Origin of the sequence: Pseudomonas sp. P7548 (genome assembly GCF_013386585.1) — a bacterium.
GTDB lineage: Bacteria > Pseudomonadota > Gammaproteobacteria > Pseudomonadales > Pseudomonadaceae > Aquipseudomonas.
Genome location: NZ_JACARO010000051.1, coordinates 19,633 through 33,565, shown reverse-complemented (window position 1 = coordinate 33,565; position 13,933 = coordinate 19,633). Strand labels below are relative to the sequence as shown.

The 13,933-nt window shown below is 64.0% G+C and carries 12 protein-coding genes and 1 pseudogene; 3 read left to right on the top strand and 10 right to left on the bottom strand.

The features are described 5' to 3' along the window. Positions 1 to 183: 183 nt before the first annotated feature. Together HX803_RS20950 and HX803_RS20945 are read right to left on the bottom strand one after the other, a co-directional pair. Positions 184 to 750, bottom strand: a complete 567-nt coding sequence (locus HX803_RS20950; protein WP_178923135.1) for a DUF3156 family protein — start codon at positions 748 to 750, stop codon at positions 184 to 186. Next, positions 713 to 2,212, bottom strand: a complete 1,500-nt coding sequence (locus HX803_RS20945; protein ID WP_178923133.1) for an APC family permease — start codon at positions 2,210 to 2,212, stop codon at positions 713 to 715. The genes HX803_RS20950 and HX803_RS20945 overlap by 38 nt, the downstream gene beginning before the upstream one ends. A gap of 218 nt (positions 2,213 to 2,430) precedes the next feature. Between HX803_RS20945 and HX803_RS20940 the strand changes: the two genes are divergently transcribed. Next, positions 2,431 to 3,753: a hypothetical protein gene (locus tag HX803_RS20940; RefSeq protein ID WP_178923131.1), complete on the top strand. Its 1,323-nt coding sequence runs from the start codon at positions 2,431 to 2,433 to the stop codon at positions 3,751 to 3,753. 32 nt (positions 3,754 to 3,785) lie between these two features. Here HX803_RS20940 and HX803_RS20935 read toward each other — a convergent pair. Further along, positions 3,786 to 4,265: pseudogene (locus HX803_RS20935) on the bottom strand (flavin reductase family protein); the annotation flags it as partial. Between the two features lie 57 nt (positions 4,266 to 4,322). Further along, a complete protein-coding gene (locus tag HX803_RS20930) occupies positions 4,323 to 5,492 on the bottom strand; it encodes a p-hydroxyphenylacetate 3-hydroxylase oxygenase component (RefSeq protein ID WP_178923127.1) in 1,170 nt (389 codons plus the stop codon). A 238-nt stretch (positions 5,493 to 5,730) separates the two neighbouring features. Here HX803_RS20930 and HX803_RS20925 point away from each other — a divergent pair, with 238 nt between their 5' ends. Further along, complete coding sequence (locus HX803_RS20925; RefSeq protein ID WP_178923125.1) at positions 5,731 to 7,218, top strand: aldehyde dehydrogenase family protein; 1,488 nt, start codon at positions 5,731 to 5,733, stop codon at positions 7,216 to 7,218. A gap of 28 nt (positions 7,219 to 7,246) precedes the next feature. On the opposite strand, the gene HX803_RS20920 is transcribed toward HX803_RS20925, so the two are convergent. The 6 genes from HX803_RS20920 to HX803_RS20895 form a co-directional block, all read right to left on the bottom strand. Then, positions 7,247 to 7,651: a RidA family protein gene (locus tag HX803_RS20920; RefSeq protein WP_178923123.1), complete on the bottom strand. Its 405-nt coding sequence runs from the start codon at positions 7,649 to 7,651 to the stop codon at positions 7,247 to 7,249. 189 nt (positions 7,652 to 7,840) lie between these two features. After that, complete coding sequence (locus HX803_RS20915; RefSeq protein ID WP_178923121.1) at positions 7,841 to 8,773, bottom strand: pyridoxamine 5'-phosphate oxidase family protein; 933 nt, start codon at positions 8,771 to 8,773, stop codon at positions 7,841 to 7,843. 82 nt (positions 8,774 to 8,855) lie between these two features. Beyond that, entirely contained in the window at positions 8,856 to 9,740 is an 885-nt protein-coding gene (locus tag HX803_RS20910) for a LysR family transcriptional regulator (protein ID WP_178923119.1), read from the bottom strand. Next, the gene (locus HX803_RS20905) at positions 9,740 to 10,660 is read right to left on the bottom strand and encodes a LysR family transcriptional regulator (RefSeq protein ID WP_178923117.1); all 921 of its coding nucleotides are present in this window, start codon (positions 10,658 to 10,660) and stop codon (positions 9,740 to 9,742) included. Before HX803_RS20905 ends, HX803_RS20910 begins: the two co-directional genes overlap by 1 nt. Positions 10,661 to 10,820: 160 nt before the next feature. Next, positions 10,821 to 11,441, bottom strand: a complete 621-nt coding sequence (locus tag HX803_RS20900; protein WP_178923115.1) for a glutathione S-transferase family protein — start codon at positions 11,439 to 11,441, stop codon at positions 10,821 to 10,823. 106 nt (positions 11,442 to 11,547) lie between these two features. After that, on the bottom strand, positions 11,548 to 12,420 hold the full coding sequence (locus HX803_RS20895) for a LysR family transcriptional regulator (protein WP_178923113.1): 873 nt from the start codon (positions 12,418 to 12,420) through the stop codon (positions 11,548 to 11,550). Positions 12,421 to 12,562: 142 nt separating this feature from the next. Here HX803_RS20895 and HX803_RS20890 point away from each other — a divergent pair, with 142 nt between their 5' ends. Continuing rightward, on the top strand, positions 12,563 to 13,915 hold the full coding sequence (locus tag HX803_RS20890; protein ID WP_178923111.1) for a GntP family permease: 1,353 nt from the start codon (positions 12,563 to 12,565) through the stop codon (positions 13,913 to 13,915). Positions 13,916 to 13,933 lie beyond the last annotated feature (18 nt).

The following is a 13,933-nucleotide window of genomic DNA, read 5'->3' as shown; positions in this document are numbered from 1 at the left end:
GGTGTGCCCGTAATCCGCCATGGATTTGGGGGGCCGCCGCCACGCGCCATCCATGGCGCGGGGCGGCTAAACCGGCATCCTTGCCGGTTTACCCCCCAAATCCATGTCGGCTTACGGCCAGCGTGTTTGACGGGGCGCCTAAGATCAAGATCAAAGGCGCTCGCTTCGCATCGAGAGTGTTTTTTAGAAGCTTGATAGTAGGCGTTGCAGGCCTTTTAGGGTTTGCAGGAGGTGGGTGCGCTGTGGTGGGCTCAGGGCGATATAACGCCGAAACGCCGGCAGGCGATTGACGACTTCGCTGCCGCCCATGTGTTCCAGGCGTACGCACCATTGCTGGTCGTGCAGGTCGATGCGCAGGCGTTTGAAGTCCAGTGGCATCAGGGCCTGGAACAGCGTGGTGTCTGCCAACAGTTGCGCCTGCAACTCACGACCCAACGCCGGGTTTCCGGAACGGCATCGCACGCGAATGCCGTTGCGTCGAATCGTGCCGCTGTGGTGCACCTCGTAGCTTGCGCTGCCCTCTGTGGCAGCAGGTAGGCGCAGCACGAATTCGGTCAGCACCAGGTGCATCAACAGTTGGGATTCGGTGCGTTCGATGATCTCGAACGCCACGCCGTCCACTTCCAGCGTGGCCAGCCCGAGGTTGCGGCGCAGGTGTGCCAGGGTCACGCCGGGGCGGTAGCCGGCGGGGGCGCGGTCGGCGCGGAACAGGTCAGACAGTCTTTGCCGCAAAGTCGTTGTAACCATCATGGGGCTGCCCCGGTTCGTTGCTGAATTCCTTGGCCAATATGTCCTCGACAGAGGCGGGCTTGAAGGGGTTGACCTTCTGCACCACGAGGGTCCAGAACAAGGCATACGCCGCCGTGCCGGCGAGCATGACGCCGAAGGGGATGTAGATGTCGGCGGGGTTCATGCCGGGTGGGGTGATGAACCACATGCCCAACAGAATGCCGATGCTCGACACAATCTGCGGCAACGGGAACCACGGCGAGCGGTAGGCCCGTGGCAGGTCTGGCCGGCGGATGCGCAGGCTCACCACCGACACTGTCACCAGCAGGTAGGCAAAGCTCCACGCGCACACCGCCGCCAGCACCAGGTGCATGATGTTGTCGGTGTTGCCGCCCAGGTACAGGGCGTGCAGGCAGGGAATCAGCATCGCCACGAGAATGCACAGCAGCGGCGTCTTGAAGCGCGGGTGCAGGTAGGTGAAGACCTTGGGCAATGCGCCGTCCACCGCCATGCCGTAGAGGATGCGCGGCACGCCGGCCATCAGGGTGTTGATGGTGGCTGCACCGGCAAACAGGAAGCCGATGCCCAGCCATAGGGGGCCGATTTGGCCCATCACCTGTTCGGCGAATTTGGGGATGGCCATCGGGGTGTCCAGCAGGTGGATGCCGCTGGCGGCGTCGAGCACCACGTTTTCCACTTGGCGTTTCATTGCCGCGCCGTAGATGAACATGCACGTGGCCACGCCCATCAGTCCCAGCATCATTGCGCGCGGCATGACCTTGGCCGATTGGCGCAGGTCCGGTGCCAGGGGGGTGACGAACTCGCAGCCGACAAACATGAACATCGCCATGCCCACCAGCGACAGCACGGTGACCAGGTCGGTGCCCACCAGCGACTCGCCGAACCAGCCCTCCAACTGCACGGCAGGCGCGGCGATCAGGCCGAGCACGCCGAACACCATGAGGGTGGTCCACATGCCAAAGGTGAGGATGATTTCCGCCCGGCCAAACGCGCTCACGCCGAAGGCGTTCAGCACACCAAAGACGATCACGAAGCCCACGCCCAGCAGCCATGAACCCCCGGCTGATTCTGCCAATGTGTTGAGGTGTTCGAAGTTCACCAGGGCCATGACGCCGGACAGGATGGTCTCGGCGGTGCCGGCGAACACATGCACGATCAGGTAGGCCGACAAGGTGCCGGTGATCGCAAAGAACCGCCCCATGCCGCAGTTGATGTAGTCGTACACCGAGCCAGTGGTGGGCAGGATCGACGCCGCCTCGGCGAAGGTGGTGGCCTGGGCGAGCATCATCACCACGGCGATCAGCATCGCCAGGGCGAACGCACTGCCGCCGATGCCGAAGCCCATGGTGGCGGTGAGAATCACCGGGCTGGCCATGATCAGGCCAATGGTGCTGGCCAACGCGGTGGGGAAACCGACCGTGCCCCGGTTGAGGTGCGCGGTGAGTCGGTCGTTGATCGACATGATGGGGTCCTCGTAGACGGTTTTTTTTAATGTGCAATCACTCTGCGCCCCACTCGAGTTGATCGTCTTGCCCCTGTCTGCCGGCGCTTTTGTTGCTCCCTGCCACAGCGTGCAGCGTGGCGGCCTGGGTCAATTCCCTGGCACGCAAATGAAAGACTTGGCCTCCCACCGCTCGCCCTAATGCGCCCTCACTCTTAACCAAGCTGGGGACAATAACAATGGAGCACACACTGAAAAATCGCCGCCTGCGCCAGGCGGTCGGCCTGGGCATTGCGTTGCTGGTGGGCCAGGCCCAGGCGGTCGAGCTGTACGCCGACGCCGACACCAAGGTCACCGGCAACTTCCTCGCCGTGTACGGGATGTTCAACAGCCCGAAAAACTACGACGGGCGCAGCGGCGGTTCGACCTGGCGCGAAGCGTTCATCAAGTACGGCTTGAGCGTGGAGCAAAGCCTGGGCAGCTTTGGCGGCGTGTACGGCACGGCCAACCTGGTGAGTTCCGGCACCTGGGGCGACGGCGATGCCTCCGGGGTGACCACGGGCCAGGAGCGCACCACCAAGTTTGACGAAGCCTTTGCTGGCTGGCGCTCCGGCGACCTGTTCCCGGCGCTGGGCAAGGACGGCCTGGACCTGTCGTTCGGCCGGCAGATCATCACCCTGGGAGACGGTTTTATCGTCAACGACGACGGCCCCAACCTGGGCAAGGGCGTGGGCGATGGGGAATTCAATCGCGGCGGCGCCTACTACATTGCCGCGCGGCATGCGTTTGACAAGACCGCAGTGATTCGCCTCGGTGGTAAAGACGGCGTGCATGGCAGCCTGATGTGGATCAAGTCCGACAACCCGGCCCAGGCCATGACCGAGATGGCGGCCGGCACCCTGGAATACACGGCCGCCCCCGGCACCCTGGGGCTCACCTACATTCATGGCATCGACGTCGACGAACGCTTCGCCACCGACCTGCAGCGCCAGCGCAAAGGCATGAACCTCTACAGCCTGCGCGGCGCCGGCAACGCGGGCATCGACAACGCGCACTTCGCCTTTGAACTGGCCCGCCAGGACCGGCGCGACAGCCAGCAGAACGCCGGCTATGCCGAGGCCGGCTACACCTTCGCCGACCTGCCTTGGTCACCGGACCTGACCTACCGCTACGCGCGTTATTCGAGCAATTGGGACGGGATGTTTTCCGGCTTCAACCGGGGTTACGGCACCTGGGTGCAAGGTGAAGTGGCGGGCAACTATTCCGGCCCCTACAACAGCAACACCGCCGTGCAGCACGTGGCACTCAAGGTCAAGCCGCTGGAGAACCTCACCCTCGGCGCACTGTTCTTCGACTACAGCACCGTCAGCACCCGCGACCAACTAAATCTGGATGGCCGCGAGCTGGACCTGTACGCCGAATGGGCGGTGAACGAGCACCTGATCATCACGCCGCTGCTGGGTCTCTACAAACCCGACAAGGATGCCGCGAGCGGCGGCAACCAGGTCGGCGGCAACGGCACCAATGTCTACAGTCAACTAGTGGTGGCCGTACCGTTCTGAACCGCCTCGGGCGCGCACGGACGCAGCGCCTGAACCTCGGCATACGCCCCCTGGTGATACAGCAGCGGGGCGCGGCCGAAGTCGTCGAAGGCCACCACCTTGCCGATCATGATCCAGTGATCGCCGCCGTCCACCTGCTGGTATTTCTCGCAGTGGAACCGCGCCGAACAATCGGCGAACACCGGCGAGCCCCCCTCCCCCGGCTCGTATTCGATCAGGGCAAAACGGTCTTCACGGGGGCGCGCAAAGTTGTTGGACAGGTGCACCTGGTCGGCCGCCAGCACGTTCACCGCAAAGTGGCTGGCTTCCTCGAACACCTCATGGCTGTTGGAGCGTTTGTCGATGCTCCACAGCACCAGCGGCGGGTCGAGGGACACCGAATTGAAACTGTTGGCGGTCACGCCCACCTTGCGCCCGGAGGCCGTGGCGGCGGTGACCACGGTCACGCCGGTGGCGAAGTTGCCCAGGGCGCGGCGAAACGCCCGTGGGTCGAAAAGGCTGCTCTCAGACATGCAAGACTCCCGGGTGCCCTCCAACGGGCGCCCTGATTGTTGTAGTGGAAGAACCCGTCACACCATGCTCGGATCGGGCTCCAGGCCCATCAGCTCACGGCCGAGGATCTGCGCGCAGACGTCGTAGTCGGTGTAGGCATGGGCGCCGGTCAGGTGGGAATCGCGGAACAGGCGCTGCATTTCGTTGTGGTCGAACCAGGCGTTGCCCCCTGCGGCGGCGAACAGGCGGTCCACGGCCTCGATGCACATCTTGGTCGCGTAGGCCTGGTTGGTGCGCCAGAACGCCAGGGTTTCACGGCTGGGGTAACGGTGGGCGGCGCTGTGTTCGGCGTGGTCCTGCCAGGTCTTTTCGAGGAACGCCCGGGCAGCGGCCACCTGGTGGGTGGACTCGGCCAGGCGCATCAACGCAGGGGTGGCCGCACCGACCGCGGCGCCGGTGTAGGCACGCACGCGGTTTCTGGTTTTTTCGCGGAACACCTCCAGCATGCGCTCGGCGATGCCCAGGCTCACGGTGGAAAAACCACTGGCGAAATACGGGCGGTACGGCGCATAGAAAATCTGGCTGTCGGGGTACAGGCCAAAGCCTGCGGACTTGCCTTCCATCATGTCCTTGGCTTTCTGGATGCGATACTCGGGCACCCAGGCGTTGTCGATCACCAGGGTCTTGGTGCCGCTGCCTTTCATGCCCGCCGCGTACCAGTCGTCACGGATCTGGTAGTCGCTGCGCGGCAGCACGGCAAAGCAGTAATCCTGGCCGCCCTCAAGGTTCTGCCGACGGCAGCCGACAATCGCCCACTCGCCATGGTCACAGCCGCTGCTCCAGCCCATTTCACCGCTGAAATGCACACCACCCTCGCCCTCCACCACCCGGCCGAACGGCGCAATACTGCTGCTGGCGGTGGCGTCGGGGTTTTCGCCCCAGATGTCCTGCTGCAACCGCGCCGAAAACAGCGCCAATTGATGGCTGTGGGTACACAGCAAACTCATGGCCCAGGCGGTGCTGGCGCAACTGCCGGCAAGCGCGGCGATGCAATCGGCAAACTCGGGCAGCGAAAGCTCCAGGCCCCCATAGGCCTTGGGCTGGAAAGCACGGTGCAGGCCGATGCTTTTGAGCAGTGCGATGTTTTCATCCGGCACCTGGCGCTGTTGTTCGGCACGGCAGGCATTCGCTGCAATGAGGGGCAGGAGTGGCTTGAGGTCTTCAAGGAGCGGGTTTGGCTTTTTCATGGACGGCCCTGCTTATTATTGGAAGTCGGGCAGACGCTCCAAACAGAGGAACGACGCCGGATGCAGGGCCAGTATCGATGGGGCAGCGCGCCTGGAAAATGCACGTTCCACAGGAGAGGTTGTACTTTCCATGACAGTGGCAGCCACAGACATGAGGCGCGGCAGGCACAGACAAGCCCACCGGGCCGCCCGCTGGTTACCCTCGGGTTTTCTTTTGTGACCTGCCAGGAAACCTGCCATGAGCGATATCCCGCTGCTGCCTCAAGTCGAAGCCTTTTTGCGCCGGCCCCATGGGTTGTTCATCGACGGCGCCAATGTGCGCAGCCACTCCAGCCAGACCCTGGCGGTGACCAACCCGGCCACTGGGCAGGTGATCGCCCAAGTGGCCGATGCGGACCTGGCGGATATCGACGCGGCGGTAGACTCCGCCAACCGCGGCTTCCAGCAATGGTCCCAGGCTGCACCGGCAACTCGTGGCAACGTGTTGCTCAAGCTGGCGGATTTGCTGGAGCGCAACCGCGAGGAACTGGCGCAGATCGAGACGTGCCAGTCGGGCAAGATCATCCAGATTTCCCGTGCGTTCGAGGTCGACCAGGCGGCGCACTTCCTGCGTTACTACGCCGGGTGGGCCACCAAGATCAGCGGCCAGACAATCACCCCGTCGCTGCCCTCGTTCAACGGCGAGCGCTACACCGCGTTCACCCTGCGCGAGCCGGTGGGCGTGGTGGTGGGCATCGTGCCGTGGAATTTCTCCACCATGATTGCCATCTGGAAACTCGCCTCGGCGCTGGTGACCGGCTGCAGCATCATCATCAAGCCCAGCGAGTTCACGCCGCTGACGATCTTGCGCATTGCCGAACTGGCCATTGAAGCCGGGCTGCCGGCCGGCGTGCTCAATGTGTTGACCGGCAGCGGTCACGTCGGCAAGGGTTTGGTGGAGCACCCCGGCACGCACAAGGTGTCCTTCACCGGCTCGGTGCCCACCGGCATTGCCGTGGGGCGCAGCGCCATGGGCGCCGGCCTCACCCGTGCGACCTTGGAACTGGGCGGCAAGAATGCGGCGGGGTTCCTGCGCGACGTGGACGTGGACAAGGCGGTGGACGGCATCCTTGAAGCAGGCTTCTTGCACTCCGGGCAAATCTGCGCGGCGGCCGAGCGCTTCTACGTGCACCGCTCGCAGATCGAGGCGGTGCTGGACACCCTGAGCCAGCGCCTCAGCCGCCTGACCATCGGCTCGCCCCTGGATGAACGCACCGAGTTCGGCCCGGTCACCCACCAGCAGCACCAGATGAAACTGCTCGGCTACATCGACCGGGCCCGGGCCGAGCACAACACGATCATCCACGGCGGCACCCTCATCGACCGCCCAGGCTGCTACATCGAACCCACCGTGATCCTCGCCAACAGCGCCGCCGACACCCTGCTCAACGAGGAAACCTTCGGCCCCATCGCCACCTTCCTGGCCTACGACAGCGAAGACGAACTGCTCGCGCTGATGAACAACAGCCCCTACGGCCTCAGCGCCAGCCTGTGGACCAACGATTTGGGCAAGGCCCTGCGCATGGTGCCGGCGATCAACGCCGGCACCTTGTGGGTGAACATGCACACCCTGCTCGACCCGGCCGTGCCGTTTGGTGGCAACCGGTCTTCGGGGGTCGGGCGGGAATTTGGTGGCGCGTTCATCGAGGACTACACCGAGCTGAAGTCGGTGATGATCCGCTATTGACTGTTTCTTGCCGGCTCCTACGGGTTATTCAGGCGGCGGGGATAACGGCTTCGGCCTCGATTTCGATCAGCCATTCGGGCAACGACAAACCGCTGACGATAATCCACGAGGACGGTGGCGGGTTGCGGGGGAAACGCTCACGCAGCGCCTGGGCGATCGGCTCCTGCTGGTCGCGGGCGGACTCGGCGATGTACAGCCGCAGCATGATCACATGGGACAGATCGCCGCCCGCCTCGGCCAGGACTTTTTCGATATTGCCAAGCGCGGTATAGGTTTGTTCGGCGATACCCGGGCCGACGGTACGTTCATCGGCCTCCACGCCCACTTGGCCGGACAACATGATCCGTCGGCCTTGCGGCACTTCAAGGGCCTGGCTGAAGCCGTATTGCAGGGAATTGAACACGGTTGTGGGATTGATGACCTTTCGTTGCATGACGCTTCCTTGTTGTCGGTAGGCAAACAAGGCTACCCCATCGGCCTCACGCACTCTGACGCGTTCAACATCCCGCAACACTTGTAGAGAGCGAGCTTGCCTCGCGCGGCGGGTCAGGCCCCCTATTCACACCTGACACGCCGCCGCGCGAGGCAAGCTCGCTCACTACAGGGGCCCTCTTTGGTCAGGCTACCAAGGCCCCATCGCCAGGCTGAACGGTGAAAACTCGGCAAACTGCCAGCGCAACGCCAATGCTGCGGGACGTCGGATCATGTGTTCCACGGTCACTGTCCACAGCCGTTGTGCCCCTTCAAACCGCGCCACTTCGGGGCCTTCGAGGATCAACGCGGTGCGCCCGGTTAGCTGCAACACATCCCCTGACTCAAAGTCGATGAACAACAACCCCGCCACCGGGTTGGCCTGCAGGTTGCCCAGGGTGTTGAAGAACTGGTTGCCGGCGAAGTCGGGGATGGTCAGGACGTTGCCGTCGATGCGCACAAAACCGGTATTGCCGCCTCGATGAGACACATCGACCGAGCGTTCGCCTTGCACGTCCACGTAGCTGGCGACGAAGAATGTATCCGCGTGGCGGATCATGGCGCGGGCGGTATCGTCCAGCCCATCGGCGCGCTCCACCACGCTGCCGGGCTTGCGGGCAATCGAGTCGACCGGGCGCAGTTGGATGTATTTGGGGCAGTTGCCATAGGTCTGCACCACGTCGACCGAAAAGCCGTCGTGATCAAGGGCGCCGATCCGGCCGTTCATGCGGTTGCGGCGGCGGGTGTTGAGGTCGATCCCCAACAGGCCGACCGAAGCACCCGGGCGAAAGGCGGCGCGGGCCGGGTCGCTCATCGACGGCAGGCTGTCGATCTGCAAGGTGTAAGGGTCCGGCGAATGGGCAAACCCCGGCGCACCTTCCACCATCGTCGCCCAGGGAATGCCCTGCTCGTCCACCACGCCCAGCATCAAGTAGGGCAACAAGGGGTAGAAGTCACGATGCTGTTCCGGCAGGTGATCGCGGATCACCTTGGGCCCGACTACCGCCATGCGGTCAGCCACGCCCACCGCCTCTTGAATCTGCCGTTCGCCGGCATGCCACACAGACTGTTCGATCAGGTTCATGGCGCGTACCTCCTACTCGTTGATACCCCGATGCTGCGCCCTACCCGCCGGCGTGGGAATCACCACGCCAGGCAATCCACTATTACGCCAGCTGAAATGCCGGATGCTCGCGCAACGCGCTCACGCAGTGGTCGACAAAGCTGCGCACGCGCATCGGCGCGTTGCGGCCTTCGCGGTACACCACGTTCACAGGCAGGGGTGGCAGCTCAAAGTCCGGCAAGACACGGCGTAACTGCCCGCTCTGCAGGTGTTCGTGAACCGGATAACTCAGGCAACGAATCAACCCCGCGCCATGCACGGCCGCGTTGATCGCGCCTTGCACCGTGGCACAGCCCAGGCGGGCACGGGCCTTGAGTGAGTAGCCTTGGAAATCCCAGTGCACCTGATCGGCACCGGCAATCAGTCGATGCCGCTTGAGGTCGTCCGGGTGGTGGGGTTCGCCGTGGGCCGCGAGGTAATCGGGGCTGGCGCAGAGGATAGGCCGCACCTGCCCCACCGGCCGGGCAATCAACGCCGAATCGGGCAGCTCGCCGACGAGGATTGCCACGTCGAGCCCTTCTTCGTGCAGGTTCGGGTAATAGTCATGGTAGTGAGCGACCAGGCTCACCTCGGGATAGCGATCCAGGTAGTCGGCCAACACCGGCGCCATCACATAGCGGCTGAACAAAAACGGCAAGAACACCCGCAGGTTGCCCTGGGCCTGCACATGCAAGCCCTTGGCCGAGGCTTCGGCGGCGTCCACGGCGGCGAGCAGGCGCACGCAATCGGCCAAGTAAGCATGGCCGGCATCGGTGAGGCGTACGCCACGGGTGCTGCGCGCCAGCAACGGCACGCGCAATCGTGCTTCCAGGCGGGCCACCGCGCGTACCAGGGTCGGGCCGGACACCTGCGCGCAACGCGCCGCCGACGCCAGGCTCGGTTGCCCGGCCAGGGCGGCGAACAGCTGCATGTCGCGATAACGCTCCATCAGTTGCGCCGTTTCATCGCCGGGTTCAGCGCGGCGTCCTGGCCCAGGCGATGGCTGAGGAAATCGACAAAGGTGTTGATCTTGGCCGGCACGCGGCCGCTCTTCTGGAACACCACCTGGATCGGCAGCGGCGGCGGCTCGAAGGCTTCGAGCACCACCTCCAGCTCGCCCACTGCCACAGCGGCCGCCACCTGATAGGACAACACGCGGGTCATACCCCAACCCAGCCGAGCCAGGTTGATCGCCGCGTTGTTCGCCGTGACCACCAGGCGTGGCTCGATGGGCACCGTCAACGGCTGGCCCGCCTCGATAAAGCCCCACTCGCTGACCAACTGGCTGGACGACGACGTGGCGATCTTGGCTTCACGCAACTGCGACGGATGGCTGGGCCGCCCGTGCTGTTGCAGGTAGGCCGGCGAGGCACACACCACCCGGCGCACTTCGCCCACCTTGATCGCCTGCTGCCCGGGCTCGTGCAGATGGCCGATACGCACCGCCACATCCACACCTTCGTCGGTCATGTTGACCACGCGATCGACCAGCAAGGCGTTGATGTTCACCAACGGGAACCGATCCAGGTAGTCCCCCAGCACCGGCGCCACATACAGCTCGCCAAACAGCACCGGTGCGGTCACGGTCAGGTGGCCACAGGGGATGGAATAACTGCCCGCCGCCGCTTCCTCGGCCTCATCGAGTTCCGCCAGGATGCGCCGGCAATCTTCTAGGTAACGCTGGCCGGCTTCGGTGAGATGCAGGCTGCGGGTGGTGCGCGCCAGCAATTGGGTGCCGATGCGCTCTTCCATGGCGGCGATGGCGCGGGTCACGCTGGGCGGCGAGGTTTTCAGACGACGCGCCGCTGCGGCAAAGCCCTCCTCCTCGGCCACCGCCAGGAACACCTGCATTTCGTGAAATCGGTCCATCAACCGCCCTTTTTTCTAATGACTGTAGTGAGCGAGCTTGCTCGCGCTGGGCTGCGAACCAGCCCCAAAACCGTCACCGCGTACCCTCAGAAGAAACGCGGTGGTCTTGTTGGGGCGGCTTCGCCGCCCAGCGCGAGCAAGCTCGCTCACTACAGTTGGGTTATTGGGATTGCAGGCCGACGGCAGTGCGGGGCATGCCGACGAACCCTGGCAGCGCTTCGAGGCTGGCGAGCCAGGCGCGTACATGAGGGTAGTCGGCCAACGACACATTGCCTTCCGGCGCATGGGCCACGTAGGTGTAGAACGCGATATCGGCAATCGTGGGTTGCTCGCTGGCCAGGAAGCGGCTCTGGCTCAGTTGTGTCTCCACCAGTTTCAGCAAGGCGTGGGACCGAGCAATGGTGGCGACGGTGTCGACCTCGGCACCAAACACCGTGGCCAGCCGCGCGGCGGCAGGTCCGGCGCTCAGTTGACCCGCAGCTGCCGACAACCAGCGCTGCACGCGCGCTTGCCCCGCCGCGTCGCTCGGCAACCATTGGCCCTTGCCGTAGGTGTTTGCGAGGTACACCAGGATCGCGTTGGAGTCGGCCAGTACCACACCGTTGTCATCAATCGCAGGCACCTGGCCAAAGCTGTTGATCGTGGCGATATAGTCCGGGGCTTTTTGCGCGCCGACCTTGAGGTCCACCAGTACAAATTCGGTGGGCAGGCCCAGCAGGGACAACATCAGCTCGACCCGGTGGGAATGACCGGACAACGGGAAACCATAAAGCTTGATCATGGAAGGCTCCAAAAGAGTGGGTGATCGACGCCTCGCATCGTCTACCGCTGCCTCGGTCGTTGGAATCACCAGGATTTACAATCCAGCATTTCATCGGGCGAAACAATCACTCGCCAAACAATTCCACGATCAGGTTGAACAGGGTGGTCTTTACCGCGCTGTCCAACTCGGTCCAGGCCAGGCCGGTGGCGGCCTGGAACGCGCCCAGCTCCAACGGCCGCGACACGCAGTTGGCCGGCAGTGCCCGTGCCGCCTGTTGCGGCAGTACCCCCACCCCCAACCCGGCCGACACCAGCGCAAGCATGGTGGTGAACTCACCCAGCTCGGAGGCGATTGCCAGGGGCAGGCCCACCGCCTGGATGAATTCGTCGTAAAAGCCCGGCGCATAGCGGCGCGCCAGGATATACACCGGCACCTGGAGCAGGTCGGCAGGGTGCAGGCAGGTTTTCGACGCCAACGGGTGATCCACCGGCAATGCCACGCAGAAATGCTCGTGCAGCACCGCCCGGGTCTGCACGCCGGGGTGGCTGGCGGGCAAGCGCATCAGGCCGAAGTCCAGCAGGCCGTTCTTCAGCGCGGCCGCCTGGTCCGGCCCGGGCATGTCCTTGAGTTCCAGCTCGATGCGCGGGTAGCGCTGGTGCACGGCGCGGATCAATTCGGGCAACAGTTGCGGCAGCACTGACGACACAAACCCCAAACGCACCCGGCCGATTTCGCCACGGTTGGACGCCCGCGCCGCATCCGCCGCACGCGCCGCCTGGTGCAAGGTGGCCTGGGCTTCCGGCAAAAACGCGCGGCCCGCGTCGGTCAGGGTCACCGAGTGGCGGTTGCGGTCCAGCAGGCGCACGCCCAGGCCACTTTCCAGCAACTTGATCTGCATGCTCAACGCCGGTTGCACGATCGACAGCTGCGCCGCCGCCCGGCCGAAATGCAGTTCCTGGGCCAGCACCACAAAGGCGCGCAAGTGCTTGAGCTCCATCAAATCACCCTGCTTATCACGAACATTGATCACCCGATCACAAATGAAAATTGGACGCTCGCCCGCGCCTGCGGTGAAGTAACACTCTGTCATACACGATATGACAGGGCCTGGCCTATAACAATGAGAACAAGGAGGCACCATGCTCGGCATGGCTAACGACACTTATCTGCTGCTCGATGCGCTGGTCACGATTATCGGATTGATATTGTTGATCACCCACCTCAAGGTCCACCCCTTTGTCGCCCTGACCGTGGCTGCAGGCTTCCTCGGCCTGACCTCCGGCATGCCGGTGGACAAGGTCATGAAGTCGTTCCAGGACGGTTTTGGCGGTGTGCTGGGCTTCGTCGGCATCATCCTCGGCCTGGGCACCATGCTCGGCAAGTTGATGGCCGACTCCGGTGGTGCCGACCAGATCGCCCGCACCCTGATCCGCGCCTTCGGCAAACAGCGCGTGCATTGGGCGATGATGTTTTCGGCGTTCCTGGTGGGCATCCCGCTGTTTTTTGAAATCGGCTTTGTGCTGCTGATCCCGCTGGTATTCATCGTGGCGCGGCGCACCGGGCTGTCGCTGATCAAAGTCGGCATGCCGCTGCTCGCCGGCCTGTCGGTGGTGCACGGGCTGGTGCCGCCGCACCCGGGGCCGTTGCTGGCCATCGGCATCTTCGGCGCAGATATCGGCAAGACGATTTTCTACGGGCTGGTCGTCGGCCTGCCCACGGCGGTGATCGCCGGGCCGTTGTTTGGCAACCTGATTTCGCGCTACGTGCCGGGCAAGGCCTCGGACGAGCTGATGGAGCAACTGGCCAAGGAGTCCTCGGGGGACAACCTGCCGGGCTTCGGGATTACCGTCACCACCATCCTGCTGCCCGTGGTGCTGATGTTGCTCAAGACGTTCGCCGACGTGGCCTTCGCCGCCGACGCCACTTTCCGGGTGTGGATGGACTTTATCGGCCACCCCATCACCGCCCTGCTCGCAGCCTTGTTGCTGGCGTTCTATACCTTTGGGGCGGCGCGCGGGTTCTCGCGGGAGCAACTGAGCAAACTGCTGGATTCGAGCCTGGCCCCCACCGCCGCGATTGTGCTGATCGTCGGCGCCGGCGGTGGTTTCAAGCAGATGCTGGTGGCCAGCGGCGTCGGTGATGTGATCGGGCATATGGCGGTGCGTGCCGAAATTTCGCCGATCCTGCTGGCGTGGCTGGTGGCGGCGGTGATTCGCGTGGCCACAGGCTCGGCAACGGTCGCGACCATCACGGGCGCAGGCATTGTGGCGCCCGTCATCGGCCTGATGCCGGGGGTGAACCGCGAGCTGCTGGTGCTCGCCACCGGCGCCGGTTCGTTAGTGCTGTCCCATGTCAACGACGCCGGCTTCTGGCTGGTCAAGCAGTACTTCAACATGACCGTCGTCGAGACTTTCAAGACCTGGACGCTGATGGAGACCGTGCTCTCCTTCGCCGCCCTGGGGTTCATCATGCTGCTGTCGTTGGTGGTGTGAAGCGTTAGGAGAGGTAAC

Excerpts from the sequence above, each read along its gene's own strand:
- HX803_RS20920 (WP_178923123.1), bottom strand. The coding sequence starts at position 7,651 with ATGCAACGAAAGGTCATCAATCCCACAACCGTGTTCAATTCCCTGCAA.
- HX803_RS20905 (WP_178923117.1), bottom strand. The coding sequence starts at position 10,660 with ATGGACCGATTTCACGAAATGCAGGTGTTCCTGGCGGTGGCCGAGGAG.
- HX803_RS20925 (WP_178923125.1), top strand. The coding sequence starts at position 5,731 with ATGAGCGATATCCCGCTGCTGCCTCAAGTCGAAGCCTTTTTGCGCCGG.
- HX803_RS20940 (WP_178923131.1), top strand. The coding sequence starts at position 2,431 with ATGGAGCACACACTGAAAAATCGCCGCCTGCGCCAGGCGGTCGGCCTG.
- HX803_RS20950 (WP_178923135.1), bottom strand. The coding sequence starts at position 750 with ATGATGGTTACAACGACTTTGCGGCAAAGACTGTCTGACCTGTTCCGC.
- HX803_RS20915 (WP_178923121.1), bottom strand. The coding sequence starts at position 8,773 with ATGAACCTGATCGAACAGTCTGTGTGGCATGCCGGCGAACGGCAGATT.
- HX803_RS20890 (WP_178923111.1), top strand. The coding sequence starts at position 12,563 with ATGCTCGGCATGGCTAACGACACTTATCTGCTGCTCGATGCGCTGGTC.
- HX803_RS20945 (WP_178923133.1), bottom strand. The coding sequence starts at position 2,212 with ATGTCGATCAACGACCGACTCACCGCGCACCTCAACCGGGGCACGGTC.
- HX803_RS20910 (WP_178923119.1), bottom strand. The coding sequence starts at position 9,740 with ATGGAGCGTTATCGCGACATGCAGCTGTTCGCCGCCCTGGCCGGGCAA.
- HX803_RS20930 (WP_178923127.1), bottom strand. The coding sequence starts at position 5,492 with ATGAAAAAGCCAAACCCGCTCCTTGAAGACCTCAAGCCACTCCTGCCC.
- HX803_RS20895 (WP_178923113.1), bottom strand. The coding sequence starts at position 12,420 with ATGGAGCTCAAGCACTTGCGCGCCTTTGTGGTGCTGGCCCAGGAACTG.
- HX803_RS20900 (WP_178923115.1), bottom strand. The coding sequence starts at position 11,441 with ATGATCAAGCTTTATGGTTTCCCGTTGTCCGGTCATTCCCACCGGGTC.